Here is a 26838-nt window from a genome sequence, read left to right as displayed (position 1 = left end):
GCGCGAAGAATGTTAACCCTCTGGAGTCATTTGTGACGTCGTTGCCCGTTGCCGCCGTAGTGCCTGAACTACTTACCGCCCTTGATGCCTCGTCGCAGGTTTTGCTGACGGCGCCGACCGGTGCCGGGAAATCAACCTGGCTGCCGTTGCGACTCCTTGAACATCGCGGTATCAAGGGACGGATTATTTTGCTGGAGCCGCGGCGTCTGGCAGCACGCAATGTGGCGCAGCGGTTGGCGGAATTGCTGAATGAAAAGCCTGGCGAGACCGTGGGGTATCGCATGCGTGCGCAAAGCTGCGTAGGGCCGCAGACCCGCCTTGAGGTGGTGACGGAGGGGGTTCTGACACGCATGATCCAGCGCGACCCCGAATTGACGGGCGTTGGGCTGGTCATCCTCGACGAATTTCACGAGCGGAGTTTGCAGGCCGACCTGGCGCTGGCGCTGTTGCTGGATGTGCAGCAAGGGCTGCGTGACGATCTGAAACTGTTGATCATGTCTGCCACTTTGGACAACGGGCGTTTGCAGCAGATGTTGCCCGATGCGCCGACGATCGTTTCTGAAGGCCGCGCATTTCCCGTTGAGCGACGATATCAGCCGTTGGCGGCGCATCTGCGTTTTGCTGACGCGGTAGCGGTAGCGACGGCAGAACTCCTGCGCCATGAAAGCGGGTCGCTGCTGCTGTTTTTACCGGGTGTAGGGGAAATCCAGCGCGTGCAGGAGCAACTGGCAACGCGTGTGGGCAGCGATGTGTTGTTGTGCCCACTGTACGGCGCGCTGACGCTTGCCGAGCAGCGTCAGGCGATTTTGCCCGCGCCGCAAGGCAAGCGCAAAGTGGTGCTGGCGACCAATATTGCCGAAACCAGCTTAACGATCGAAGGCATCCGATTGGTAGTGGACTGCGCCCAGGAGCGCGTGGCGCGCTATGATGCGCGTACCGGTTTAACGCGACTGATTACCCAACGCATAAGCCAGGCCTCGATGACCCAGCGAGCGGGACGCGCGGGCCGTCTGGAACCCGGTATCTGCCTACATTTGCTTGCCAAAGAGCAGGCGGAAAGAGCGGCGGCGCAGGGAGAACCGGAGATTTTACAGAGCGACCTGTCCGGACTGCTGATGGAGTTACTGCAATGGGGATGTTCCGACCCTGAGCAACTGAACTGGCTGGATACCCCGCCCGCCATCAACCTGCAGGCGGCAAAGCGGCTGCTGCAGATGCTGGGGGCGCTTGAGGGTGACAGGCTCAGCGCCAGGGGGCAGAAAATGGCGACGTTGGGTAACGACCCCCGTTTAGCGGCTATGCTGGTTAGCGCCAACAATGACAATGAAGCGGCAACGGCGGCAAAACTGGCTGCGATTCTGGAAGAGCCGCCGCGCGGTAGCAGTACCGATCTGGCTGTAGCGTTTTCACGAAATCAGCCCGCCTGGCAGCAGCGCAGCCAACAATTACTGAAACGGCTTAACGTTCGCAGCGGACAGCCGGACAGCGCGCTGCTCCCCTCATTACTGGCGCAGGCGTTTGCCGATCGGATCGCGCGTCGGCGCGGGCAGGAAGGGCGCTATCAACTGGCGAATGGCATGGGGGCAATGCTGGATGCCGATGACGCCTCCGGACGCCATGAATGGCTGATTGCGCCGCTGTTACTGCAGGGCAGCGCTTCGCCGGATGCGCGTATTCTGCTGGCTCTGCCGCTGGATATCGAAGCGCTGATACAGGCATGCCCTGAACTGCTACAACAATCTGACACCATCGAATGGGATGAAACTCAGGGAACGTTAAAAGCATTGCGTCGGTCGCGCATTGGCCAGCTAACGGTAAAAGTACAGGCGCTGGCCAAACCCTCGGAAGAGGAGTTGCACCTGGCGATGTTGAACGGCATTCGCGATAAAGGGCTAAGTGTGCTCAACTGGACGCCGGAAGCCGAGCAGTTTCGCCTGCGTCTGCAGTGTGCGGCAAACTGGTTGCCAGAGTATAACTGGCCCGCGGTAGATGAGGATTCTCTGCTGGCGACGCTGGAGAGCTGGCTGCTGCCGCACATGAGCGGTGTGCACGCGTTACGCGCGTTAAAAGCGCTAAATGTGGGTCAGGCGTTGCGCGGTTTGCTGGATTGGTCAATGCTGCAACGTCTGGATAGTGAACTGCCAGCGCATTACACTGTGCCGACGGGAAGCCGGATTGCCATTCGCTATCATGAGGATAACCCTCCGGTATTGGCGGTTCGGATGCAGGAAATGTTTGGTGAAGCGAAGACCCCAACCATCGCCGAGGGGCGCGTGCCGCTGGTGCTGGAACTGCTATCTCCGGCGCAACGACCACTACAGGTAACGAGCGATTTAAGCGCGTTCTGGCAGGGATCGTACCGTGAGGTGCAAAAAGAGATGAAAGGGCGCTATCCCAAACATGTCTGGCCGGACGATCCGGCGAATACCGCGCCAACGCGGCGAACAAAGAAGTATTCGTAATGAAACTGTAGGCCGGATAAAGCGAAGCCGTCATCCGATATAAACACGGCAGTAAATTGAGAGATTTCTTCTTCTGTTAACTGACGGAAGAACAGAGAATCGGGCCCTTGCGCCTGAATGTTGCGGAGAAAAAGCATGGCGGGGAATGACCGCGAGCCAATTGGACGTAAAGGGAAACCCTCGCGTCCGGTGAAACAAAAGGTGAGCCGTCGTCAACTCAGAGATGAAGAGTATGACGACGATTATGATGATGATGACTATGAGGATGAAGAACCGATGCCGCGTAAGGGTAAAGGCAAAGGGCGTAAGCCTCGTGGTAAACGCGGCTGGTTCTGGCTGCTGGTAAAACTGTCGATTGTTTTTTTGGTGCTGATCGCCATTTACGGCGTTTATCTGGACCAAAAAATCCGCAGCCGTATAGATGGTAAAGTCTGGCAGCTTCCTGCGGCAGTATATGGCCGTATGGTTAACCTTGAGCCAGAAATGCCGATCGGCAAGAACGAGATGGTGAAACTGCTGGAGGCTACGCAGTATCGTCAGGTGACGAAAATGACGCGCCCTGGCGAATTCACCGTGCAGGCGAAAAGCATCGAGATGATCCGTCGTCCGTTTGATTTTCCGGACAGTAAAGAAGGGCAGGTGCGCGCGCGTCTGACCTTTGATGGCGACCATCTGGATACCATCGAGAATATGGATAACAACCGCCAGTTCGGTTTCTTCCGTCTCGATCCGCGACTGATTACCATGCTCTCTTCGCCTAACGGTGAGCAGCGCCTGTTTGTCCCGCGCAGTGGATTCCCGGATCTGCTGGTGGACACGCTGCTGGCGACCGAAGATCGTCACTTCTATGAGCATGACGGTATCAGCCTCTATTCCATTGGCCGTGCGGTGCTGGCGAACCTGACTGCGGGGCGCACGGTACAAGGGGCTAGTACGCTGACCCAGCAACTGGTGAAAAACCTGTTCCTGTCCAGCGAACGTTCCTATTGGCGTAAGGCCAACGAAGCCTATATGGCGCTGATCATGGATGCGCGTTACAGCAAAGACCGCATTCTTGAGCTGTACATGAACGAAGTCTATCTCGGTCAAAGCGGTGACAATGAGATCCGCGGCTTCCCGCTGGCGAGCCTCTACTACTTTGGCCGTCCGGTGGAAGAGCTGAGCCTCGACCAGCAGGCGCTGCTGGTAGGGATGGTTAAAGGGGCGTCAATCTATAACCCGTGGCGTAACCCGAAGCTGGCACTGGAGCGTCGTAACCTGGTGCTGCGTTTGCTGCAGCAGCAGCAGATTATCGACCAGGATCTGTATGACATGCTGAGCGCGCGTCCGTTAGGCGTACAGCCGCGTGGTGGGGTGATCTCACCGCAGCCCGCCTTTATGCAGATGGTGCGCCAGGAGCTACAGGCGAAGCTGGGCGATAAAGTTAAAGATCTCTCCGGCGTGAAGATTTTCACCACCTTTGATTCCGTGGCGCAGGATGCTGCAGAAAAAGCGGCGGTGGAAGGTATTCCGGTGCTGAAGAAACAACGTAAGCTGAGCGATCTGGAAACCGCGATTGTGGTGGTTGACCGCTTTAGCGGCGAAGTGCGTGCCATGGTCGGTGGGGCAGAACCGCAGTTCGCTGGTTATAACCGTGCGATGCAGGCGCGTCGTTCGATTGGTTCTTTGGCTAAACCGGCGACCTATCTGACCGCGCTCAGCCAGCCGAAGCTGTACCGTCTGAATACCTGGATTGCCGATGCCCCGATTGCGCTGCGCCAGCCTAACGGCCAGGTGTGGTCGCCGCAGAACGATGACCGTCGCTATAGCGAAAGCGGAAAAGTGATGCTGGTGGATGCGTTAACGCGCTCAATGAACGTGCCAACGGTAAATCTGGGGATGGCGCTGGGCCTGCCTGCCGTCACCGATACCTGGCTGAAGCTGGGCGCGCCGAAAGATCAGCTTAACCCGGTTCCGGCCATGCTGCTGGGGGCGTTGAACCTGACGCCGATCGAAGTGGCGCAGGCGTTCCAGACTATCGCCAGCGGCGGGAACCGCGCGCCGCTGTCGGCGCTGCGTTCGGTGATTGCCGAAGATGGTACGGTGCTGTATCAGAGCTTCCCGCAGGCCGAGCGTGCCGTTCCGGCGCAGGCGGCGTATATGACGCTGTGGACCATGCAACAGGTGGTTCAGCGTGGTACGGGCCGCCAGCTTGGCGCGAAATATCCTGGGCTTCATCTGGCAGGGAAAACCGGGACCACCAACAACAACGTGGATACCTGGTTTGCCGGGATCGACGGCAGCCAGGTAACCATCACCTGGGTGGGCCGTGATAACAACCAGCCAACCAAGCTGTACGGTGCCAGCGGTGCGATGTCGATTTATCAGCGTTATCTTGCCAACCAGACGCCAACACCGCTGGTGCTGACGCCGCCGGAAGATGTGGTGGATATGGGCGTGGACTACGACGGTAACTTCGTTTGTAGCGGGGGGATGCGTACGCTTCCGGTATGGACTACCGATCCTGATTCGCTGTGTCAGCAGGGTGAAATGATGCAACAGCCGACCGGGAATCCGTTCGATCAGTCAACGCCGCAACAGCAGCCTCAACAGCAGCAGCAACAACCGGCGCAGCAGGAGAAGAAAGATAGCGACGGTGTCGCTGGCTGGATAAAGGATATGTTCGGCAGTAACTGATATTGCTCAAAACCCGCTTCGGCGGGTTTTTCTTCTTTGGTCCATTCTCAGGGCCGAATAACATTCCAGACTAATTTATTAACCCTTTCTTTTCATCTGGTTATTTCTTAACCCCTCAGTTTTAGTAGGGACGCGTATTGCTTGCTATCTCGCCAGAGTTTCGAATATTATGCTGCCGTTATAATAATAATTCTCGTTTACGTTATCATTCACTTTCATCAGAGAAATACCAATGGCGCGTCTTAAAACTGCTCAGCCAAGTTCATCGCTGCGTAAAATCGCAGTAGTGGTAGCCACAGCGGTTAGCGGCATGTCTGTCTATGCACAGGCGGCGGTTGACCCGAAAGAAGAAACCATCACCGTAACTGCTGCACCTGCCGCACAAGAAAGCGCATGGGGGCCAGCGGCAACCATCGCCGCACGACAGTCTGCTACGGCGACCAAAACCGACACCCCGATTCAAAAAGTTCCTCAGTCTATTTCAGTGGTCACCGCCGAAGAGATGGCGTTGCATCAGCCGAAATCAGTTAAAGAGGCGCTCAGCTACACGCCTGGCGTAGCCGTAGGTACCCGCGGCGCGTCTAACACCTATGACTACCTGATTATTCGCGGATTTGCCGCCGACGGCCAAAGTCAGAATAACTATCTGAATGGCCTGAAGATGCAGGGTAACTTCTACAACGATGCGGTAATCGACCCGTATATGCTGGAACGCGCTGAAGTGATGCGCGGTCCGGTTTCCGTTCTTTACGGAAAGAGTAACCCTGGCGGCTTGTTGAACATGGTCAGCAAACGCCCGACCACAGAGCCATTAAAAGAAATTCAGTTCAAGATGGGCACTGACAGCCTGTTCCAGACCGGTTTTGACTTCAGCGATGCGCTGGATGACGATGGTGTGTACTCATACCGCCTGACCGGCCTGGCGCGTTCCGCGAATGCGCAGCAGCAGGGCGCGGAAGAACAACGCTACGCCATCGCGCCATCTTTCACATGGCGTCCGGATGATAAAACGAACTTCACCTTCCTCTCCTACTTCCAGAACGAGCCAGAAACTGGCTATTACGGCTGGTTGCCGAAAGAGGGGACGGTGACTGAGCTGCCGAACGGCAAGCGTCTGCCTACCGATTTCAACGAAGGTGCGAACAACAATACCTACTCTCGTAACGAGAAGATGGTGGGCTACAGCTTCGACCACGAATTTAACGACACCTTTACCGTGCGTCAGAACCTGCGTTACGCGCAAAACAAGGTTTCGCAGAACAGCGTGTATGGCTACGGTATGTGCTCTGATCCGCTCTATACAAAGGATCCGGCTAACAGTCCTTGCGCCAGCGTTCCTCAGTCCGAGTGGGCTCACACGCTGACTCGTCAGTATGTTGACGATAATGAGAAATTGCAGAACTTCGCTGTTGATACCCAGTTGCAGAGCAAATTCGCTACCGGTTCCGTGGATCACACATTGCTGACCGGCGTTGACTATATGCGGATGCGTAACGATATCAACTCCTGGTTTGGTTGGGCTGGTTCGGTAGCGCCTTCAGATATTTATAACCTTGATCGCAGCGACTTTGATTTTGGGGCACATACTGGACCGGGCGCTGCCTACCGAGTTCTGAATAAACAGGAACAAACGGGCCTGTACGCTCAGGATCAGATGCAGTGGGATAAGGTGTTGGTCACTCTGGGCGGTCGTTACGACTGGGCTAAGCAGGACTCACTGAACCGCGTTTCTGGCGTGCTGGATTCCCGTGATGACAGACAGTTCACCTGGCGTGGCGGTGTTAACTACCTGTTCGACAACGGTGTGACTCCGTATTTCAGCTACAGCGAATCGTTTGAACCTAGTTCTCAGGTCGGGGAAAGCGGTAATATCTTTACTCCATCTAAAGGTAAGCAGTACGAAGCGGGCGTGAAGTATGTGCCGAGCGATCGTCCGATCGTGATCACCGGTGCTGTTTACCAGTTGACCAAAACCAACAACCTGATGGCCGACCCGAACGGATCATTCTGGTCAGTTGAAGGCGGTGAAATTCGCTCACGTGGTGTGGAAATTGAAGCGAAAGCGGCGCTGTCAGCCAGCGTTAACGTGGTCGGTTCTTATACCTATACCGATGCGGAATACACCACTGACACCAACTACAAAGGCAACACGCCTGCTCAGGTGCCAAAACATATGGCATCACTGTGGGGGGATTACACCCTTTATGACGGCGCGCTTTCCGGGCTGACGTTGGGTACGGGGGTTCGTTATACTGGCTCCAGCTATGGCGATCCGGCAAACTCCTTCAAAGTGGGAAGCTATACGCTGGTGGATGCGTTAGTACGTTACGATCTGGCGCGCGTCGGCATGGCGGGTTCCAACGTGGCGCTGCATGTGAACAACCTGTTTGACCGTGAGTACGTCGCCAGCTGCTTCAATACCTATGGCTGCTTCTGGGGCGCAGAACGTCAGGTCGTTGCAACCGCAACCTTCCGTTTCTAATTTCTTTTTGGGCACGCTTTGCGTGCCCGTTTTACAAGTTGGCTGCTATGCAGGAAAACAGATCCCATCCCGACACCACTTTCGCGTTGCGTAATGTCTCCTTTCGTGTGCCTGGCCGCACGCTTTTGCATCCTCTCTCATTAACTTTTCCGGTGGGGAAAGTAACCGGCCTTATCGGCCACAACGGGTCCGGAAAATCGACGTTATTGAAAATGCTGGGACGTCATCAGCCGCCGTCGGAAGGTGAAATCCTGCTCGACGAACAGCCGCTGGAGAACTGGAGCAGTAAAGCGTTTGCCCGCAAGGTCGCCTATCTGCCGCAGCAGTTGCCTCAGGCCGAAGGGATGACGGTGCGTGAACTGGTGGCGATTGGCCGCTATCCGTGGCACGGGGCGCTGGGACGTTTTGGCGTTTCCGACAGAGAGAAAGTAGAAGAAGCTATTTCGTTGGTCGGCTTAAAACCGCTGGCGCACCGCCTGGTGGATAGCCTGTCCGGCGGAGAACGCCAGCGTGCGTGGATTGCCATGCTGGTGGCGCAGGACAGCCGCTGTCTGCTGCTTGATGAGCCAACTTCCGCGCTGGATATCGCTCATCAGGTTGACGTGCTGGCGCTGGTGCATCGCTTAAGCCAGCAGCGTGGGCTAACGGTGATTGCGGTGCTGCATGACATCAACATGGCGGCCCGCTACTGCGATTACTTAGTTGCGCTGCGCGGTGGTGAAATGATTGCGCAAGGAACGCCTGCTGAACTGATGCGCAGTGAAACTCTGGAACAGATTTACGGTATCCCGATGGGCATTTTGCCGCATCCGGCCGGTGCCGCACCCGTGAGTTTTGTCTATTAATGATTGAATTACATCATATTACCCGTCGGCGTCTGCTTACGGCGATGGCGCTCTCGCCGCTGCTGTGGCGGATGAATATGGCGTCCGCCGCGGCGATTGATCCGCAGCGTATTGTGGCGCTGGAATGGCTGCCGGTAGAGTTGTTGCTGGCGCTGGGTATTACGCCGTATGGCATTGCGGATATCCCTAACTACAAGCTGTGGGTCAGTGAGCCACCTCTACCGGACTCGGTGATTGATGTCGGGCTACGCACGGAACCCAATCTCGAACTGCTGACCGAAATGAAACCCTCGTTTCTGCTCTGGTCGGCAGGCTATGGTCCTTCCCCGGAAAAGCTGGCGCGTATTGCACCTGGTCGGGGATTTAACTTCAGCGACGGTAAAAAACCTCTGGTCGTTGCGCGACAATCGCTGCAGGAAATGGCGCAATTGTTTAATCTGCAGGACTCTGCTGAACGCCATCTGACTGAGTACGATCATTTTATTGCCAGCCTGAAGCCGCGCTTCATTCAACGCGGCGCGCGCCCTGTGCTTCTCACCTCCCTGCTTGATTCGCGGCATATGCTGGTGTTTGGCCCAAACAGCCTGTTTCAGGACGTGCTGGACGAATATGGGATCCCCAACGCCTGGCAGGGAGAGACAAACTTTTGGGGCAGCACTGCCGTGAGTATTGACCGTCTGGCTGCTTTTCAGGATGTCGATGTATTGTGCTTTGAGCACGGCAACGATAAAGAGATGGCTGCACTGATGTCTACGCCGTTGTGGCAGGCGATGCCCTTTGTTCGCAGCGGACGTTTTCAGCGCGTGCCGGCCGTCTGGTTCTATGGCGCAACGCTATCAGCCATGCATTTTGCCCGCATTCTGGATAATGCGCTGGGAGGCAAAGCGTGAGTAAACGTATCGCGCTGTTCCCCATTCTCCTGCTGACGGTTCTGTTTGTTGCCGCCTGTTGGCTCACATGGGTTAACTTCTCCGTTGCGCTACCGCGCAACCAGTGGCAACAGGCTATCTGGTCACCGGATATCGATGCCATTAAACAGATGGTTTTCCACTACAGCCTGCTGCCGAGGCTGGCGATTTCGCTGTTGGTCGGTGCCGGGCTGGGACTGGTCGGCGTATTGTTTCAGCAGGTGCTGCGTAACCCACTGGCGGAGCCAACCACGCTAGGTGTTGCGACCGGTGCGCAGTTGGGCATTACCGTCACGACGCTGTGGGCTATTCCCGGTGCGCTCACCACGCAATTTGCTGCGCTGGCAGGTGCTTGTGTCGTTGGGGCGCTGGTGTTTGGCGTCGCCTGGGGTAAACGTCTTTCTCCGGTGACGTTAATCCTTGCCGGACTGGTGGTCAGCCTGTACTGCGGGGCGATTAACCAGTTGATGGTTATCTTCCATCACGATCAACTGCAAAGCATGTTTTTATGGAGCAGCGGCACGCTAACCCAAACCGACTGGAGCGGCGTACAGCAACTGTGGCCACAGCTGCTGGGCGGCGTGATGCTGACTCTGCTGCTGTTGCGTCCAATGACGCTGATGGGACTGGATGACGGCGTGGCGCGTAACCTCGGTCTGGCGTTGTCGCTGGCGCGCCTGGCGGCCTTATCGCTGGCGATTGTCATCAGCGCCTTGCTGGTTAACGCGGTTGGGATTATCGGCTTTATTGGCCTGTTTGCACCGCTGCTGGCGAAAATGCTCGGCGCGCGGCGTCTGTTGGCGCGTCTGATGCTGGCCCCGCTGATTGGTGCGTTGATCCTCTGGCTCTCTGACCAAATCATTCTGTGGCTGACCCGCGTATGGATGGAGGTCTCCACCGGTTCGGTGACGGCGCTGATTGGCGCGCCATTGCTGCTGTGGTTGTTGCCGCGCCTTAGAAGTATGAGCGCACCGGATATGAATGCCAGCAACCGTATCGCCGCGGAGCGTCAGAATGTACTGATGTTTGCGCTGGCGGGCGGGGTGGTTTTGCTGCTGACTCTGGTGGTGGCGCTGTCGTTTGGCCGCGATGCGCACGGCTGGACATGGGCCAGCGGCGCGATGCTGGATGAACTGATGCCCTGGCGCTGGCCACGTATTCTGGCGGCGTTGATTGCCGGGGTGATGCTGGCGGTAGCGGGCTGTATTATTCAGCGTCTGACCGGAAACCCAATGGCTAGCCCGGAAGTTCTGGGCATTAGCTCCGGCGCGGCATTTGGCGTGGTGTTAATGCTGTTTCTGGTCCCCGGAAATGCCTTTGGCTGGCTGCTGCCCGCAGGGAGCCTCGGGGCTGCGGTCACCTTGCTTATCATTATGATTGCCGCCGGGCGCGGTGGTTTTTCGCCGCACCGTATGCTGCTGGCAGGGATGGCGCTCAGCACGGCGTTTACTATGTTGTTGATGATGCTGCAGGCCAGCGGCGATCCGCGTATGGCGGGCGTGCTGACCTGGATCTCCGGCTCAACCTATAACGCGACGGGCGAACAGGTACTGCGCACCGGGATTGTGATGGTTATCCTGCTGGCACTGACACCGCTGTGTCGTCGTTGGCTGACGATTTTACCGCTCGGCGGCGATACGGCGCGTGCGGTGGGTATGGCGATCACGCCGTCACGCGTAGGGTTACTGCTGTTGGCTGCGGGGCTAACGGCGACAGCAACCATGACCATTGGACCGTTGAGTTTTGTCGGGCTGATGGCTCCGCATATTGCCCGAATGATGGGTTTTCGTCGCGCGATGCCGCATATGCTGATTTCGGCGCTGGCGGGAGGTGTGCTGCTGGTCTTTGCTGACTGGTGCGGCAGGATGGTGCTGTTTCCGTACCAGATCCCGGCAGGATTACTGTCGACGTTTATTGGCGCGCCGTACTTTATCTATCTGCTACGTAAGCAGAGTCGCTGAGGTTAATCTCTTCCATTTAGGCTGCGTCGCCATCCGGCAATAAAAAAGCCGGGTGGCGGCTTCGCCTTACCCGGCCTACGTTATTTCTGGACGTTCTCTTTTACAATTTTGCAAACACCCGGCGCGCGGCGTCAATGGTGTTATTGATATCGTCTTCACTGTGCGCGACGGACATAAAGCCCGCTTCGAAGGCGGACGGCGCCAGGTAAATCCCTTCATCCAGCATCATGTGGAAGAAACGCTTGAAGCGTTCAACGTCACATGCCATCACATCCTGATAGCAGGTCACGGTTTCTGCATCGGTGAAGAAAATCCCGAACATCCCGCCCACATGGTTAACCACCAGCGGAATATTCGTCTCTTCGGCGGCTTCCAGCAGACCTTCCGCCAGACGCGTCGTCAGTTCATTCAGCGTTTCATGAATACCCGGCTGGGCCACTTCGTTCAGACAAGCAAAACCTGCTGCCATCGCAATCGGGTTACCTGAAAGCGTACCCGCCTGATAAACCGGACCGGTTGGCGCCAGCGCGTCCATCACATCACGGCGACCGCCGAATGCGCCAACGGGCATCCCGCCACCGATGATTTTGCCAAGGCAGGTCAGATCCGGAACGACGCCGTAATAATCCTGCGCACCGGCCAGTGCCACGCGGAAACCGGTCATGACTTCATCGATGATCAACAGTGCGCCAAACTCATCACACAGGGCACGCAGGCCCGGCAGGAATTCTGGCAGCGGCGGGATGCAGTTCATGTTGCCTGCGACCGGCTCAACGATAATGCAGGCGATCTCCTGCGGATACTGTTCAAATGCCGCACGAACTGAAGAGAGATCGTTGTAGGTGCAGGTCAGGGTGTGTTTCGCGAAATCGGCTGGAACGCCCGGGGAGTTTGGCTGACCCAGCGTTAACGCGCCGGAACCAGCTTTAACCAGCAGGCAGTCGGCATGACCGTGATAGCAACCTTCAAATTTGATGATCTTATCGCGACCGGTGAAACCGCGCGCCAGACGGATGGCGCTCATCGTCGCTTCCGTACCGGAGTTCACCATACGCACCATATCCATGGTCGGCACAAGTTCAGTGACCAGCTCCGCCATTTTCACTTCCATCTCGGTCGGCGCGCCGAAGCTTAAACCGCGCTCCGCGGCTTCAATCACCGCATTGCGAATTGCCGGGTGGTTATGGCCCAGTACCATCGGTCCCCAGGAACCGACGTAATCGACATAGGCTTTACCATCGACATCGTACAGATACGCGCCGTCCGCTTTTTCGATAAACAGCGGAGTACCACCCACGCCAGTAAAGGCGCGAACGGGGGAGTTAACGCCGCCAGGGATAAGTTCGCGTGCTGCGCTGTAGAGATTTTCAGACTTACTCATGGATGGGGTCCTGGTTCGTAGAAAAAGTAAATGCCCGCTATTCTAGTTATTCAGAGAAGGTTATGAAAGTTTTACGCATTTGAAACAATGCGATTTGCAGGGGATTTTCGTGAAATGTGCGAGTAGAATGCCGATTCCGTATTTGTATTACCAATTAATGATCATCTGATGAAGACTGACTCTCCCTCTTTTGAAGCACAACAAATTGTGCGTTTACGCCGCAGGGATCAAATCCGTCGACTCCTGGAACGCGACAAAACGCCGCTGGCGATCCTGTTGATGGCCGCCGTTGTCGGTACCGTGACGGGGCTTGTTGGCGTGGCATTTGAGAAAGCGGTGACCTGGGTGCAAAATCAGCGCATTGGCGCCCTGGCCCAGGTTGCGGACCATGCCATTCTGCTGTGGCCGCTGGCGTTTATTCTCTCTGCATTGCTGGCGATGGTCGGCTATTTTCTGGTTCGTAAATTTGCGCCGGAAGCGGGAGGCTCGGGGATCCCTGAGATTGAAGGCGCGCTGGAAGAGCTACGACCTGTGCGCTGGTGGCGCGTTCTGCCGGTGAAATTTATTGGCGGCATGGGCACGCTGGGAGCCGGTATGGTGCTCGGGCGAGAAGGGCCGACAGTACAGATAGGCGGGAACATTGGGCGCATGGTGCTGGATATTTTCCGCATGCGCAGCGCCGAAGCGCGACATACCTTGCTGGCCACCGGTGCGGCTGCGGGTTTGTCGGCGGCGTTTAATGCGCCTCTGGCTGGGATCCTGTTCATTATTGAAGAGATGCGCCCGCAGTTTCGCTATAACCTCGTCTCGATCAAAGCCGTGTTTACCGGCGTTATTATGTCGAGCATTGTGTTTCGTGTGTTCAACGGTGAAGCACCGATTATTGAAGTCGGAAAGCTGTCTAATGCGCCGGTAAATACGCTGTGGCTGTATCTTGTGCTCGGGCTTATTTTTGGCTGTGTCGGGCCGTTGTTCAACACCATGGTGTTGCGTACCCAGGATATGTTCCAGCGCTTCCACGGCGGTGAAATTAAAAAATGGGTGCTGATGGGCGGCGCGATTGGTGGCCTGTGCGGGATCCTGGGATTAATTAAACCGGAAGCGGCAGGCGGCGGGTTTAACCTGATTCCTATCGCCGCGGCGGGTAATTTTAGCGTCGGTTTACTGCTGTTTATATTTATTACCCGGGTGATCACCACGCTGCTGTGCTTCTCGTCCGGCGCGCCCGGTGGGATTTTTGCCCCGATGCTGGCGCTGGGTACGTTACTTGGCACCGCGTTCGGTATGGCCGCGGCGGCCTCTTTTCCACAGTATCATCTGGAGGCCGGAACCTTTGCCATTGCCGGAATGGGGGCTTTGCTGGCGGCTTCGGTACGTGCACCGCTAACCGGTATTGTACTGGTGCTGGAGATGACCGATAACTATCAGCTCATTTTGCCAATGATTATTACCTGTCTTGGCGCAACACTATTAGCCCAATTTATGGGTGGAAAGCCGCTATACTCGACTATCCTTGCCCGCACGCTGGCAAAACAGGAAGCGGAGCAAGCGGCAAAAAGCCAGAGTACCGCCGCTGGCGAGAATACTTGAACGAAATACCAGGGTATTAGATAATGGCCTTAACCATTGGGTTATAATTTGCCCAATTGCCAATGTCGTTTGGAGCAAAATATGAGTGATGACGTAGCGCTGCCACTGCAATTTACTGAAGCAGCAGCCAATAAAGTAAAAAGCCTGATCGCTGACGAAGATAACCCGAATCTGAAATTACGCGTGTATATCACCGGCGGTGGTTGCAGCGGTTTCCAGTACGGTTTCACCTTTGATGATCAGGTGAACGATGGTGATATGACCATTGAGAAACAAGGTGTGGGTCTGGTGGTTGATCCGATGAGCCTGCAATATCTGGTGGGCGGCGCGGTTGACTATACCGAAGGTCTGGAAGGTTCCCGCTTCGTTGTGACTAACCCCAATGCGAAAAGCACCTGCGGGTGTGGTTCTTCTTTCAGCATCTGATTGCTGCCTGTAATACCGATGGTCTGATGGTGTAGGCCCGGTAAGCGTAGCGCCACCGGGCAATGTGCCGGTTGGCGGCGTAAACGCCTTATCCGGCCTACATGTTCTGCATCATCACATCAGCGCCCGTTATCATCCAGAGCAAACGTCGGCAATTTCAAATGCCAGCGAATGGCGGCAAGCCGAATCAGCAGGGTGACGATCATCCCCATCATACTGGCGTTTTCCAGCGATACATTAAAGGTATAAAACGCTGTCGCATGCACGATCCCGCCGATAATACATGCCGTGGCGTAGATTTCGGTGCGCAGAATCATCGGGACTTCACGAGCTAACACGTCGCGAATGATCCCGCCGCCGACGCCGGTAATCACCCCCATACAGATCGCCACCAGGGGGCCCGTCCCGGCGAGAAATGCTTTATTGACGCCAATCCCCACGAACACCGCCAGGCCAACGGCATCCAGCACTGGAAGGATCCACTTCGGTAAACGTCGTGGCTGACGTATCAGCAGGATTGTCAGCATGCTGGTGATCATGGCCACCACCAGATCGGTGGGATCCTTAACCCAAAATACCGGCCCATGATCCAGCGCCATATCGCGGATCGTTCCGCCGCCAACGGCGGTAACCACCCCGAGGACCAGGACGCCAAACGGGTCCATACGCAATTTTCCGGCCAGTAAGACGCCAGAGATAGCAAATACCGCGGTGCCGACAATATCCAGCCAATAGACGAGCATTTTTAAATCCTCACAACAGACCTGGTGGGGGCAGGCGCTAATTTATCTGTGAAAGCGCATTACAGAGTTGTTTTGCGGCGAGGATAATACGCGGGCTCGCGCGTTCGAACCAGTCACTATTAAGTGTAATAATGGGTATTTTTAGCTGGTTTCCCCAGTATTGTTCAATTTTCAGAGTTTCGCCTGGCCCTCCGGTTGCAACAATAGCCTGGGGCGCTCGTGCCAGGACCTGCTCACGGCTAACCTGCGGCCAGGGGACCCGACTGCCGGCAAAGATGTTTTCTCCACCGCATACCTCAAGAACTTCGTGCTGAATGGAGCCTTTTCCACTAGTAAACAGAGGATTTGCGCCAAACTGGAGAAACACGCGTTTTTTCGGTTTGTTGGCATACCGAGATTTTAGTAAAGCATAGTCATCAAGCATGGTTTGCGCCGCCTGTTTAGCCTGCTCAGGCTTTGGGCTCCACGCTGCCAGCTGGCGGAGCGCATCGGCGACCTGCTCGATGGTTACGGCGTCCACCCAGATGACCTTAATTCCCAGGGCGGTCAGCTGATTCACCTGCCGCTCAGCATTTCCCCCGCGCCAGGCGACGACTAAATCCGGTTTAAGCGCCACAATGCGTTCAAGGTTCATACCTTGCCAGGTGGAAACCTCCTCGATATTTTTGGCCGCTGGCGGGTAGTTTGAGTAGCTACTGACGCCTACGGGTGTAATGCCGGCGGCAAAGGCGAGTTCGGTATTGGCAGGAGAAAGCGTCACAACACGCGGTGCGGCGTACAGGAACGCCGGAAGAGTGAATAGCAGGGCGACCAGCGCCCTGGAGAGTAATTTAGCCATGCGCCAGTTTCTGTACCAGCGTTTCAACCATCAGGCTTGACTGTTTCGCGGCAACAACCAGGAACTCGTCAAAGCTGAGATGGGACTGCTGATCGGCGACGTCAGAGATGGCGCGAACCACGACAAACGGCACATTGAAGTTATGGCAAACGTGCGCAATCGCGGTCGCTTCCATCTCAACGGCAATGGCCTGCGGGAAGTTATGCTTAATTTTAGCCAGACCCACGGAGCCATTAATGAAGGCATCGCCGCTGACGATAAGTCCGCGAACGGCGTTCAGATTGAGTTGTGCAATGCAGGATTCTGCTGCAGCAATCAGCGCAGGATCGGCTTTAAAACCAGCCGGGCAGCCCGGTAACTGACCAAATTCATAGCCAAAGGCGGTGACGTCGGCATCGTGATAGCGCGCTTCGTCAGAAACCACAATATCGCCGACTTTCAGCGTAGAGGCCAGGCCGCCCGCGGAACCGGTGTTAATGATGGCATCCGGCTTGCAGCGTTCAAGCAGCAGCGTAGCGCCCAGCGCCGCCGCCACTTTACCGATACCTGATTTCAGTAGCGCAACCTCTGTACCGTTCAGTTGGCCGGTGTAAATTTCACAACCGCCGAGAGAGAGGGTCTGACGGTTTTCGATTTTGTCACGCAGCAGCGTAACTTCTTCTTCCATTGCACCAATGATGCCGATTTTCATAGATTTACTCGCGATAAGCCAGATTTGAGGGCATAGTCTATCATGCGCTTAAGGGGTAGCGCATTTCTCAGGCGGGAGAGGATATGGTACAGATCGATTTCCGAAAAAAAATAAACTGGCATCGTCGTTACCGTTCGCCGCAGGGCGTGAAGACGGAGCATGAGATCCTGCGTATTTTCGAAAGCGATCGTGGACGTATTATCAATTCTCCGGCTATTCGCCGACTGCAACAAAAAACCCAGGTTTTTCCGCTGGAGCGTAACGCGGCGGTGCGCACGCGCCTGACGCACTCGATGGAAGTTCAGCAAGTTGGGCGCTATATCGCTAAAGAGATCCTCAGCCGACTGAAAGAACTAAAACTGCTGGAGCAGTATGGTCTGGATGAACTGACGGGACCGTTTGAGAGTATTGTCGAAATGTCGTGCCTGATGCATGACATCGGCAATCCGCCGTTTGGTCATTTTGGTGAAGCGGCGATTAATGACTGGTTCCGCCAGCGGCTGTATCCCGCCGACGCGGAAAGTCAGCCCCTCAGCGATGACCGCTGCCTGGTGGCGGCGTTACGTTTGCGCGAAGGCGAAGAGTCGCTGAATGATATTCGCCGTAAGGTGCGCCAGGACCTGTGCCATTTTGAAGGTAATGCCCAGGGGATTCGTCTGGTGCATACTTTGATGCGTATGAATCTTACCTGGGCCCAGGTTGGTGGTATTTTAAAATATACCCGTCCGGCGTGGTGGCGTGGAAGTACGCCTACGACGCATGACTATTTAATGAAGAAACCGGGCTATTACCTTTCTGAAGAACCGTATATTGAACGGTTACGTAAAGAATTATCATTAGCGCCCTACAGTCGCTTTCCATTAACCTGGATAATGGAGGCTGCCGATGATATCTCTTATTGCGTGGCCGACCTGGAAGATGCCGTTGAGAAAAGAATCTTTAGCGTCGAACAACTTTATCACCATCTGCATGAGGCGTGGGGGCATCACGAAAAAGGTTCCCTGTTTAGTCAGGTTGTTGAGAATGCCTGGGAGAAATCACGTTCAAATACATTAAGCCGGAGCACGGAAGATCAGTTCTTTATGTATTTACGCGTCAATACGCTGAATAAACTGGTGCCGTATGCAGCCCAGCGGTTTATTGATAATTTTCCGCAGGTTTTTGACGGCAGCTTTAATCACGCGCTGTTAGAAGATGCCAGTAGCTTTAGTCAGTTGCTGGGGGTCTATAAAAATGTGGCGGTAAAACACGTATTTAGTCATCCGGACGTTGAGCAGTTGGAATTGCAGGGGTATCGGGTGATCAGCGGGTTGCTGGAGATCTATCAGCCTTTATTAAAAATGTCCCAGTCAGATTTTACTGAGCTGGTCGACAATGAAAGAGTTAAACGTTTTCCTATCGAATCACGATTATTTCAGAAGTTGTCTACTCGCCATCGTCTTGCTTATGTCGAGGCGGTTAGTAAAATATCAACGGGTTGCGCTGAGTTTTCGGTAATGGAATATTATTATCGCTGCCGGCTGATTCAGGATTATATCAGCGGGATGACCGATCTGTATGCCTGGGATGAATATCGTCGCTTGATGGCCGTAGAACAATAAATACTCATTTGTAAAGACGGCCAATAAAATTTTACTTTTTCCTTAAACTCAATTCTGGAACTTAGCGCTATAAAACGACTCTGACGTATACAGCAATTTTGCGTTACCTGTTAATCGAGAACGAAACACATGAAAAAAACCACATTAGCAATGAGTGCACTGGCTCTGAGTTTAGGTTTGGCGTTGTCCCCCCTGTCTGCCACAGCGGCTGAGACGTCGTCTTCAGCAATGACCGCCCAACAGATGCCAAGCCTGGCCCCGATGCTCGAAAAAGTGATGCCATCGGTGGTAAGTATTAACGTCGAGGGGAGCACGACGGTAAATACGCCGCGTATGCCGCGTAATTTCCAGCAGTTCTTCGGTGATAATTCACCATTCTGCCAGGACGGTTCACCGTTCCAGAGTTCACCGTTCTGCCAGGGCGGCGCGCCGGGCGCTGACAACGGCGGCGGCCAGCAGCAGAAATTTATGGCGCTGGGTTCCGGCGTAATTATTGATGCCGCGAAAGGGTATGTCGTGACCAACAACCACGTGGTAGATAACGCCACGGTGATTAAGGTTCAGTTGAGCGATGGCCGTAAATTTGATGCGAAGATCGTGGGTAAAGATCCGCGCTCCGATATCGCGCTGATCCAAATTCAGGATCCGAAAAACCTGACGGCGATTAAGCTGGCTGATTCCGACGCGCTGCGTGTGGGTGATTACACCGTAGCAATTGGTAACCCGTTTGGCCTCGGTGAGACCGTGACCTCCGGTATTGTTTCTGCGCTGGGCCGTAGCGGCCTGAACGCGGAAAACTACGAAAACTTTATTCAGACGGATGCCGCGATCAACCGGGGTAACTCCGGTGGCGCACTGGTTAACCTGAACGGTGAGCTGATCGGTATTAACACCGCGATCCTTGCGCCGGACGGCGGCAACATCGGTATCGGCTTTGCAATCCCGAGCAACATGGTGAAAAACCTGACGTCGCAGATGGTTGAGTTTGGTCAGGTTAAACGCGGTGAGCTGGGTATTATGGGTACCGAGCTGAGCTCTGAGCTGGCGAAAGCGATGAAAGTTGATGCTCAGCGTGGCGCATTTGTCAGCCAGGTGATGCCGAACTCTTCCGCAGCGAAAGCAGGTATTAAAGCCGGGGATGTGATTACCTCCCTGAACGGTAAACCGATCAGCAGCTTCGCCGCCCTGCGTGCGCAGGTGGGTACGATGCCGGTAGGCAGCAAAATTAACCTTGGCCTGTTGCGTGACGGTAAGCCGGTCACTGTGAATCTGGAACTGCAGCAGAGCAGCCAGACTCAGGTTGATTCCAGCTCTATCTTCAAAGGCATTGAAGGGGCTGATATGAGCAACAAAGGCCAGGACAAAGGGGTCGTGGTCAGCGAGGTGAAAGCGAATTCTCCGGCTGCACGGATTGGCCTGAAGAAAGGGGATGTGATTATCGGTGCGAACCAGCAGCCGGTGAAAAATATCGCCGAACTTCGCAAAATCCTCGACAGCAAACCGGCTGTACTGGCGCTGAACATTCAGCGTGGTGACAGCTCCATCTATCTGTTGATGCAGTAATCTCCCTCAACCCCTTCCTGCACAGGAAGGGGTTTCTTTTTGTGATACTTCCCACAACTCCATACTTCTCCCTCTCGCTTTGTGCAGTTGCACAATGCCGCCGCTTATTATCTTCCCTATGCTTGAGCTCTGCTCACAGGAGGGGTTTATGGCTGGCTGGCATCTTGATACCAAAATGGCGCAGGATATCGTAGCGCGAACCATGCGCATCATTGATACCAATATCAACGTAATGGATGCCCGCGGGCGGATCATTGGCAGCGGCGATCGCGAACGAATTGGTGAATTGCACGAAGGCGCGCTGCTGGTGCTTTCGCAAGGTCGGGTGGTCGATATTGACGATGCGGTAGCCCGGCATTTACACGGTGTGCGTCAGGGGATAAACCTGCCGCTGCGTCTGGAAGGCGAAATCGTTGGCGTTATCGGTCTTACTGGCGAGCCGGAACATCTGCGCAAGTATGGCGAACTGGTGTGCATGACCGCCGAAATGATGCTGGAACAATCGCGTCTGATGCATCTGTTAGCGCAGGATAGCCGTCTGCGTGAAGAGCTGGTGATGAACCTGATTCAGGCTGAAGAGAATACCCCGGCGCTGATGGAATGGGCACAGCGATTGGGCATTGATTTGAACCAGCCGCGCGTGGTGGCGGTAGTGGAGGTCGACAGCGGTCAGCTTGGCGTTGATAGTGCGATGGCGGAGCTACAGCAATTGCAGAACGCGTTGACTACACCCGAACGTAATAATCTGATTGCGATTGTTTCTCTGACCGAGATGGTGGTGCTGAAACCAGCGCTCAATCAGTTTGGTCGCTGGGACGCTGAAGATCATCGCAAGCGCGTTGAGCAACTGATTGCCCGCATGAAAGAGAATGGACAACTGCGTTTTCGCGTGTCGCTGGGCAACTATTTTACCGGGCCAGGCAGCATTGCCCGTTCGTATCGTACGGCGCGCACCACCATGATGGTCGGCAAGCAGCGGATGCCGGAAAGCCGGAGCTATTTCTATCAGGACTTGATGCTGCCGGTGCTGCTGGACAGCCTGCGCGGCGGCTGGCAGGCCAATGAGCTAGCGCGCCCGCTGGTAAGGCTGAAAGCGATGGATAACAACGGTTTGCTGCGTCGAACATTATCGGCATGGTTTCGACATAACGTTCAGCCGCTGGCGACCTCAAAAGCATTGTTTATTCACCGCAATACGCTGGAGTATCGCCTGAACCGTATTTCAGAGCTGACCGGGCTGGATCTGGGGAATTTTGACGATCGACTGCTGCTGTATGTGGCGTTGCAGCTGGATGAGCAGCATTGATTAATTGCCTGATAAGCGTAGCGCTATCAGGCAACAATCGACTTATTTGCGCGTCAGTTTTTCCAGATCGGCTTCAATCTCGCTGATCTTGTTGGTCACGACGCTTTCCAGATGACGTAAATCATCGAGGATCTTGCGTTTAAGATCGACTTCGCTGCGATCTCGCTGGCAGATCTGATCCAGTTCGTCGATCACGTAGCGCAGGTTGGGACTGATCTCCTGCACTTCTTTGTAACCCTGGCCGACGCCATCGGCGACAACCGTTTTACGCTGACGGGGATATTTGAACTTCACGCTCTTGGCAAAAAACTCGCCTTTATCCTTCTGGAAATAGATTTTCAGGATATCGTTGTTGGCTTCTTGCCGCAGGCTGTAACGATCGATCTCTTCAGGATTAGTAATGCCCAGACTTTTCAGATTGTCATACATAGCGGTACCCTTAAGCTCACTATAACCATTGAATAATTAACGAAAAGCCTTGTTTATGCCACTCGCAGATGTAAAAAAAGCGGGCTAAGCCCGCTTTTTCAAATCGCTGTTAGTCGATGGTGCGTAACAGTTCGTTGATTCCCACTTTGCCACGCGTTTTGGCATCGACTTTCTTCACAATCACCGCGCAGTACAGGCTGTATTTGCCATCTTTCGACGGCAGGTTGCCGGAGACGACCACGGAGCCCGCCGGAACGCGGCCGTAATGCACTTCGCCGGTTTCGCGATCGTAAATACGGGTGCTCTGGCCGATATACACACCCATAGAGATGACGGAGCCTTCTTCGACGATCACGCCTTCAACCACTTCAGAGCGCGCGCCGATGAAGCAGTTGTCTTCGATGATGGTCGGGTTAGCCTGCAACGGTTCCAGTACGCCACCAATACCAACGCCACCGGACAGGTGTACGTTCTTACCGATTTGCGCACAGGAACCCACGGTCGCCCAGGTATCAACCATCGTACCTTCATCAACATAAGCGCCGATGTTCACGTAAGACGGCATCAGCACGGTGTTACGGGCGATAAACGCGCCCTGACGCACTGCCGCAGGCGGAACCACGCGGAAACCTTCTTTCTGGAAGCGCGCTTCGTCGTAGTTGGCGAATTTCATCGGCACTTTATCGAAGTAACGGCTTTCCGCACCCTCGATAACCTGATTATCGTTAATACGGAAAGAGAGCAGGACCGCCTTTTTCAGCCACTGATGCGTGACCCACTGACCCTCAATCTTTTCTGCGACGCGCAGTGCACCGGAATCCAGTAAAGAAATAACCTGATTCACCGCTTCGCGGGTTACGGTATCTACATTTGCCGGAGTAATGTCGGCACGGCGCTCGAAAGCGGACTCAATAACGTTCTGTAACTGCTGCATTGTTAAACTCTTTCCATAATAAATAAAAACATTACCCTTTATCGTTTGGATTGAGGGCCTCTGTCAACCGTTGATGCACTTCCTGCTGCAGCTCATTATTAAGGGCGCGCCGGTCGGCGGTGGCGATTATGAATAAATCTTCTACTCGCTCGCCAATAGTTGTAATTCGGGCGCCATGCAGCGAAATTCCCAGATCGGCAAAAATCTGCCCGACCCGCGCCAGCAGTCCTGGCTGGTCGAGAGCGATAAGCTCAAGAAATGATTTTCGGTCGGTATGGGTCGGCAGAAAAGTGACCTCGGTATCGACGGTAAAGTGACGTAATTTTGCCGGCTGGCGACGCGGTTGCGGCGGCTGCCAGCTACGCTGGGTGATCGCCTGTTCCAGCCCAAAACGGATCGCTTCGTGTCGGTCTGACGACAGCGGGCTACCGTCTGGTTCCAGCACAATGAACGTATCCATCGCCATCCCATCGCGGGTGGTGAAAATCTGCGCATCGTGGACGCTAAGGTTGCGCCTGTCCAGTTCGGCGCAGACGGCAGCAAACAGGTAAGGGCGGTCAGGGCTCCAGATGAAAATTTCCGTCCCGCCTCGCGTGGCCTGCGGGCTGAGCAGGATCAGCGGCTTGCTGAGATCGTGTTGCAGCAGATGACGTGCATGCCAGGCCAACTGATTTGGACTGTGACGTACAAAATAGTTGGCGCGACAGCGCGACCAGATATGGTGTAGCGCTTCTTCATCAATGTTGTCCATGCGCAGTAGCGCCAGCGCCTGAAGCTGATGATGACGTACGCGCTCACGCATATCCGGCGTGTTTTGCATCCCGCGACGTAACTGTTTTTCCGTCGCGAAGTACAGCTCGCGCAGCAGGCTTTGCTTCCAGCTATTCCACAGCGTTTCGTTGGTGGCGCAAATATCTGCGACGGTCAGGCACACCAAAAAGCGCAGACGATGTTCCGTTTGCACCTCTTCGGCGAATTGCTTAATGACTTCGGGATCCTGAATATCGCGGCGCTGAGCGGTAACCGACATCAGCAAATGCTGGCGCACCAGCCACACGATCAGTTGCGTTTCGCGGGAGTTCAGACCGTGCAGTTCGGCGAATTTGAACACATCCTGGGCGCCGAGAACCGAGTGATCGCCGCCGCGACCTTTGGCGATATCGTGGAACAGCGCGGCAATCAGAATCAGCTCCGGCTGTCGTAGACGCGGCCACAGATCCACGCACAGCGGATGGCGCTGACGGGTCTCTTCGTTAGCAAAACTTTCCAGCTTGAGCATTACGCGAATGGTGTGTTCATCCACCGTATAGGCATGAAACAGGTCAAACTGCATTTGGCCGACAATATGCGACCATTGCGGCATATAGGCCCACAACACGCTGTGGCGATGCATAGGCAGCAGGCCGCGACTCACCGCGCCCGGATGGCGCAACATACTGAGAAACAGCGAACGCGCCTCCGGGATGTAGCACAGCGGCTGCGTTAAATGACGGCGGGCATGACGTAAATGGCGCAGCGTAGTGGAGTAAATTCCGCTGATCGCGCTATTACGCACCATGATGTAAAACATCCGCAATATCGCTTCGGGTTTGCGAATAAACAGGTCGTCGTCGCGCAGATCAATCAACGTGCCGCGCAGTTGAAAGTCGTCATCAATCGGACGTGGTTTTTCATCGGCGGGCAGGGCGAGGATCGCCTCGTCGAACAGTTGCAACAGCATGTGGTTCAGTTCGCTGACCCGTCGTGTGACGCGGAAATAGTCTTTCATCATCCGCTCGATAGGCTCGTTGCCTTCACCGCCGTAGTTCAGGCGTTGCGCCACGCTGAGCTGACGATCAAACAGCAGACGGTTGTCGTAACGACTAACGACCAGATGCAGGGCAAAGCGAATGCGCCACAGGATATGCAAACATTCATTCAGCTCGGCACGTTCTGCCTGCGTCAAAAAGCCGAAACCGACCATTTCATCCAGTGAGGTGGCGCCAAAATGGCGGCGGGCCACCCATTGCAGGGTATGAATATCGCGCAGGCCGCCGGGGCTACTTTTGATATCCGGCTCCAGGTTGTAGCTGGTGCCGTGATAGCGCTGGTGGCGCTGATTCTGCTCTTCAACTTTGGCTGCGTAAAACTTATCGGATGGCCAGAAACCTTCGCTAAAAATATGCTTTTGTAGCTCAAGAAACAGCGCCACATCACCAATCAGCAGGCGTGTTTCAATCAGGTTGGTGGCGACGGTTAAATCTGACAATCCTTCCAGCAGACACTCTTCCAGCGTGCGCACGCTGTGCCCAACCTCGAGCCTCACGTCCCATAGCAGCGTTAACAGTTCGCCAACTTTTTCGGCCTGCGCGTCTGGTAGCTTTTTACGACTCAGGATCAGCAGGTCAATATCGGAAAGCGGATGCAGTTCGCCGCGCCCGTAACCGCCAACGGCAACCAGCGCCAGGTCGGCAATTTGACCGAAACCGGCTTCAATCCACAGACGTTGCAGTAACTGGTCAATAAACTCGGTGCGGGCTTCAATCAGCTGTTCTGCGGAAATCCCGCTGTCAAACGCGTCACCTAACCAGTGCTGGAAAGTGTCGATATGCGCTTTAATGCCGGGGCAGTTGAGATCGTGCTGTGGCCAGGTTCCGGGGTTCTGCGGTTGGCCTGGCAGGGTGGGGAGGGCAGTATTTGCGTGTTGTTCAGGAAGAGTATTCATTATGCGCCACCCATTAAAAAAGCCGGATGACGGCGTGAACGCCTTATCCGGCCTACGAAGTAGTACAATTTGTAGGCCTGATAAGATGCGGGTGCATCGCCATCAGGCAAAACATTATTCGTCGTGTGTGATGATCGCCGGGATGGTGTCATCCTTGCGTAATGTCAGAATTTCACAGCCTTTTTCCGTCACCACAATAGTATGCTCGTACTGAGCAGACAAGCTCCGATCTTTAGTTTTCACCGTCCATCCGTCTTTCATGGTGCGGATGCGGTAATCACCGGCATTCAGCATGGGCTCTACGGTGAAGGTCATGCCCGGCTGCAGTACCACACCGCCGTCGTCTGCATCGTAGTGCAGAACCTGCGGCTCTTCATGGAAGCCGCGACCGATGCCGTGACCGCAATATTCACGGACCACAGAGAAGCCTTCGCCTTCCGCGTATTTTTGAATCGCAGCGCCCAGCGTGCGCAGGCGAATACCCGGTTTTACCATCCGCAGCGCCAGATACAGGCTTTCCTGCGTGACGCGGCACAAACGCTCGCCCAGAATGGTTGGTTTGCCGACGATGAACATTTTCGAGGTATCACCGTGGAACTCGTCTTTAATCACGGTTACGTCGATGTTGACGATATCGCCGTCTTTCAGGAGCTTGGCGTCGTCCGGGATCCCATGGCACACCACTTCATTAATAGAGATGCACACGGACTTCGGATAACCGTGATAGCCCAGGCAGGCGGAAATGGCCTGCTGCTCATTCACGATGTAGTCATTACAGATGCGATCCAGTTCGCCGGTGCTGACGCCTGGCTTAACAAACGGTTCGATCATCTCCAGTACATCGGCGGCCAGACGGCCAGCGACGCGCATTTTTTCGATTTCTTCAGGGGTCTTGATTGAGATAGCCATGAATTCTGTCCATCAGTGCCGATGATATCGGCAATAATTGTTTAAGTGGTGCCAATGGTATCAGTCCGGCATACATGCTGCCAAATTGAGAATCATTCTGAACTTCGCCTTTCGTGCCACAGGTGTGTTGGCTGTATTTGTTCACTCCAGCCGCTTACTGCATGTAGGCTCCCGGAGATGCAAAAATTGGCTGCCTCCCTGTAACACGAAATTCATCGTTCATTCAGCACGCACCGCCAACAATTATTGGTGTCGGTAGCGTATTTGTGGTATAAAGCGCGCCGGACTTCCGATCCATTTGAAGACTACACACGATGGACGGGAGCGACAAATCTCACTTTGTGTAACAACACACACGTATCGGCACATATTCCGGGGTGCCCTTTGGG

The 26838-nt window shown here is 54.9% G+C and carries 19 protein-coding genes and 1 pseudogene; 12 read left to right on the top strand and 8 right to left on the bottom strand.

From position 1 onward, the window contains the following. Positions 1 to 32 precede the first annotated feature (32 nt). The 6 genes from hrpB to fhuB all read left to right on the top strand — a co-directional run bounded on the left by hrpB (position 33) and on the right by fhuB (position 11334). On the top strand, positions 33 to 2462 hold the full coding sequence (hrpB, locus tag HVZ39_RS20485; protein WP_181632904.1) for an ATP-dependent helicase HrpB: 2430 nt from the start codon (positions 33 to 35) through the stop codon (positions 2460 to 2462). A gap of 135 nt (positions 2463 to 2597) precedes the next feature. Further along, complete coding sequence (gene mrcB / locus HVZ39_RS20480; RefSeq protein WP_016151745.1) at positions 2598 to 5138, top strand: bifunctional glycosyl transferase/transpeptidase; 2541 nt, start codon at positions 2598 to 2600, stop codon at positions 5136 to 5138. A 232-nt stretch (positions 5139 to 5370) separates the two neighbouring features. Further along, entirely contained in the window at positions 5371 to 7620 is a 2250-nt protein-coding gene (fhuA, locus tag HVZ39_RS20475; protein WP_016151746.1) for a ferrichrome porin FhuA, read from the top strand. A gap of 47 nt (positions 7621 to 7667) precedes the next feature. Next, positions 7668 to 8465, top strand: coding sequence for a Fe3+-hydroxamate ABC transporter ATP-binding protein FhuC (fhuC, locus tag HVZ39_RS20470; RefSeq protein ID WP_181632903.1), 798 nt, complete (start codon positions 7668 to 7670; stop codon positions 8463 to 8465). Continuing rightward, positions 8465 to 9355: a Fe(3+)-hydroxamate ABC transporter substrate-binding protein FhuD gene (gene fhuD / locus HVZ39_RS20465; RefSeq protein WP_181632902.1), complete on the top strand. Its 891-nt coding sequence runs from the start codon at positions 8465 to 8467 to the stop codon at positions 9353 to 9355. The genes fhuC and fhuD overlap by 1 nt, the downstream gene beginning before the upstream one ends. Beyond that, positions 9352 to 11334, top strand: coding sequence for a Fe(3+)-hydroxamate ABC transporter permease FhuB (gene fhuB, locus HVZ39_RS20460; protein WP_181632901.1), 1983 nt, complete (start codon positions 9352 to 9354; stop codon positions 11332 to 11334). The genes fhuD and fhuB overlap by 4 nt, the downstream gene beginning before the upstream one ends. A gap of 100 nt (positions 11335 to 11434) precedes the next feature. Here the strand turns inward: fhuB and hemL are convergent, their stop codons facing one another. Continuing rightward, positions 11435 to 12715: a glutamate-1-semialdehyde 2,1-aminomutase gene (gene hemL, locus HVZ39_RS20455; protein WP_016155721.1), complete on the bottom strand. Its 1281-nt coding sequence runs from the start codon at positions 12713 to 12715 to the stop codon at positions 11435 to 11437. 168 nt (positions 12716 to 12883) lie between these two features. Here hemL and clcA point away from each other — a divergent pair, with 168 nt between their 5' ends. The 3 genes and pseudogenes from clcA (at position 12884) to erpA (ending at position 14731) form a co-directional block, all read left to right on the top strand. Further along, positions 12884 to 14305 (top strand): H(+)/Cl(-) exchange transporter ClcA, encoded by a 1422-nt coding sequence (gene clcA / locus HVZ39_RS20450; RefSeq protein ID WP_019078400.1) that lies wholly within the window; start codon positions 12884 to 12886, stop codon positions 14303 to 14305. Between the two features lie 23 nt (positions 14306 to 14328). Beyond that, positions 14329 to 14394 (top strand): annotated as a pseudogene (yadW, locus tag HVZ39_RS26460) (small protein YadW). Then, the gene (erpA, locus tag HVZ39_RS20445) at positions 14387 to 14731 is read left to right on the top strand and encodes an iron-sulfur cluster insertion protein ErpA (RefSeq protein WP_003018581.1); all 345 of its coding nucleotides are present in this window, start codon (positions 14387 to 14389) and stop codon (positions 14729 to 14731) included. The pseudogene yadW and the gene erpA overlap by 8 nt, the downstream one beginning before the upstream one ends. A 119-nt stretch (positions 14732 to 14850) precedes the next feature. Here erpA and HVZ39_RS20440 read toward each other — a convergent pair whose 3' ends face one another. From HVZ39_RS20440 to mtnN, 3 genes are read right to left on the bottom strand one after another with little or no spacing between them, the layout of a single operon-like run. Continuing rightward, positions 14851 to 15474, bottom strand: coding sequence for a TRIC cation channel family protein (locus tag HVZ39_RS20440; protein WP_046275349.1), 624 nt, complete (start codon positions 15472 to 15474; stop codon positions 14851 to 14853). A 37-nt stretch (positions 15475 to 15511) separates the two neighbouring features. Further along, a complete protein-coding gene (gene btuF, locus HVZ39_RS20435; RefSeq protein ID WP_016155723.1) occupies positions 15512 to 16312 on the bottom strand; it encodes a vitamin B12 ABC transporter substrate-binding protein BtuF in 801 nt (266 codons plus the stop codon). Then, entirely contained in the window at positions 16305 to 17003 is a 699-nt protein-coding gene (gene mtnN, locus HVZ39_RS20430; RefSeq protein ID WP_016151752.1) for a 5'-methylthioadenosine/S-adenosylhomocysteine nucleosidase, read from the bottom strand. The genes btuF and mtnN overlap by 8 nt, the downstream gene beginning before the upstream one ends. Positions 17004 to 17086: 83 nt before the next feature. On the opposite strand from mtnN, the gene dgt reads away from it, so the two are divergent. The 3 genes from dgt (at position 17087) to cdaR (ending at position 21473) form a co-directional block, all read left to right on the top strand. Next, on the top strand, positions 17087 to 18604 hold the full coding sequence (gene dgt / locus HVZ39_RS20425; protein ID WP_181632900.1) for a dGTPase: 1518 nt from the start codon (positions 17087 to 17089) through the stop codon (positions 18602 to 18604). A 129-nt stretch (positions 18605 to 18733) separates the two neighbouring features. Further along, positions 18734 to 20167 carry a serine endoprotease DegP gene (gene degP, locus HVZ39_RS20420; protein WP_016151754.1) on the top strand — a complete coding sequence of 478 codons (1434 nt, stop codon included), beginning with the start codon at positions 18734 to 18736 and terminating at the stop codon, positions 20165 to 20167. Between the two features lie 148 nt (positions 20168 to 20315). Beyond that, positions 20316 to 21473 (top strand): DNA-binding transcriptional regulator CdaR, encoded by a 1158-nt coding sequence (cdaR, locus tag HVZ39_RS20415; protein ID WP_016151755.1) that lies wholly within the window; start codon positions 20316 to 20318, stop codon positions 21471 to 21473. Between the two features lie 42 nt (positions 21474 to 21515). Here cdaR and HVZ39_RS20410 read toward each other — a convergent pair whose 3' ends face one another. The 4 genes from HVZ39_RS20410 to map all read right to left on the bottom strand — a co-directional run bounded on the left by HVZ39_RS20410 (position 21516) and on the right by map (position 26449). Continuing rightward, positions 21516 to 21902: a DUF3461 family protein gene (locus HVZ39_RS20410; protein WP_003018562.1), complete on the bottom strand. Its 387-nt coding sequence runs from the start codon at positions 21900 to 21902 to the stop codon at positions 21516 to 21518. Between the two features lie 109 nt (positions 21903 to 22011). Beyond that, complete coding sequence (dapD, locus tag HVZ39_RS20405) at positions 22012 to 22836, bottom strand: 2,3,4,5-tetrahydropyridine-2,6-dicarboxylate N-succinyltransferase (RefSeq protein WP_003829186.1); 825 nt, start codon at positions 22834 to 22836, stop codon at positions 22012 to 22014. 31 nt (positions 22837 to 22867) lie between these two features. After that, complete coding sequence (gene glnD, locus HVZ39_RS20400; RefSeq protein ID WP_094760747.1) at positions 22868 to 25540, bottom strand: bifunctional uridylyltransferase/uridylyl-removing protein GlnD; 2673 nt, start codon at positions 25538 to 25540, stop codon at positions 22868 to 22870. A 114-nt stretch (positions 25541 to 25654) separates the two neighbouring features. Then, a complete protein-coding gene (gene map, locus HVZ39_RS20395; protein WP_016151757.1) occupies positions 25655 to 26449 on the bottom strand; it encodes a type I methionyl aminopeptidase in 795 nt (264 codons plus the stop codon). Between the last annotated feature and the right edge of the window lie 389 nt (positions 26450 to 26838).

Source organism: Citrobacter sp. RHB35-C21 (assembly GCF_013816515.1).
GTDB classification, from domain to species: domain Bacteria; phylum Pseudomonadota; class Gammaproteobacteria; order Enterobacterales; family Enterobacteriaceae; genus Citrobacter; species Citrobacter braakii.
This window is presented reverse-complemented; position numbering and strand designations above follow the sequence as displayed.

Bases quoted from the DNA above. Each gene is read 5' to 3' on its own strand.
- mrcB (WP_016151745.1), top strand. From the start codon at position 2,598: ATGGCGGGGAATGACCGCGAGCCAATTGGACGTAAAGGGAAACCCTCG.
- fhuA (WP_016151746.1), top strand. From the start codon at position 5,371: ATGGCGCGTCTTAAAACTGCTCAGCCAAGTTCATCGCTGCGTAAAATC.
- fhuC (WP_181632903.1), top strand. From the start codon at position 7,668: ATGCAGGAAAACAGATCCCATCCCGACACCACTTTCGCGTTGCGTAAT.
- fhuD (WP_181632902.1), top strand. From the start codon at position 8,465: ATGATTGAATTACATCATATTACCCGTCGGCGTCTGCTTACGGCGATG.
- hemL (WP_016155721.1), bottom strand. From the start codon at position 12,715: ATGAGTAAGTCTGAAAATCTCTACAGCGCAGCACGCGAACTTATCCCT.
- clcA (WP_019078400.1), top strand. From the start codon at position 12,884: ATGAAGACTGACTCTCCCTCTTTTGAAGCACAACAAATTGTGCGTTTA.
- erpA (WP_003018581.1), top strand. From the start codon at position 14,387: ATGAGTGATGACGTAGCGCTGCCACTGCAATTTACTGAAGCAGCAGCC.
- HVZ39_RS20440 (WP_046275349.1), bottom strand. From the start codon at position 15,474: ATGCTCGTCTATTGGCTGGATATTGTCGGCACCGCGGTATTTGCTATC.
- btuF (WP_016155723.1), bottom strand. From the start codon at position 16,312: ATGGCTAAATTACTCTCCAGGGCGCTGGTCGCCCTGCTATTCACTCTT.
- mtnN (WP_016151752.1), bottom strand. From the start codon at position 17,003: ATGAAAATCGGCATCATTGGTGCAATGGAAGAAGAAGTTACGCTGCTG.
- dgt (WP_181632900.1), top strand. From the start codon at position 17,087: ATGGTACAGATCGATTTCCGAAAAAAAATAAACTGGCATCGTCGTTAC.
- degP (WP_016151754.1), top strand. From the start codon at position 18,734: ATGAAAAAAACCACATTAGCAATGAGTGCACTGGCTCTGAGTTTAGGT.
- cdaR (WP_016151755.1), top strand. From the start codon at position 20,316: ATGGCTGGCTGGCATCTTGATACCAAAATGGCGCAGGATATCGTAGCG.
- HVZ39_RS20410 (WP_003018562.1), bottom strand. From the start codon at position 21,902: ATGTATGACAATCTGAAAAGTCTGGGCATTACTAATCCTGAAGAGATC.
- dapD (WP_003829186.1), bottom strand. From the start codon at position 22,836: ATGCAGCAGTTACAGAACGTTATTGAGTCCGCTTTCGAGCGCCGTGCC.
- glnD (WP_094760747.1), bottom strand. From the start codon at position 25,540: ATGAATACTCTTCCTGAACAACACGCAAATACTGCCCTCCCCACCCTG.
- map (WP_016151757.1), bottom strand. From the start codon at position 26,449: ATGGCTATCTCAATCAAGACCCCTGAAGAAATCGAAAAAATGCGCGTC.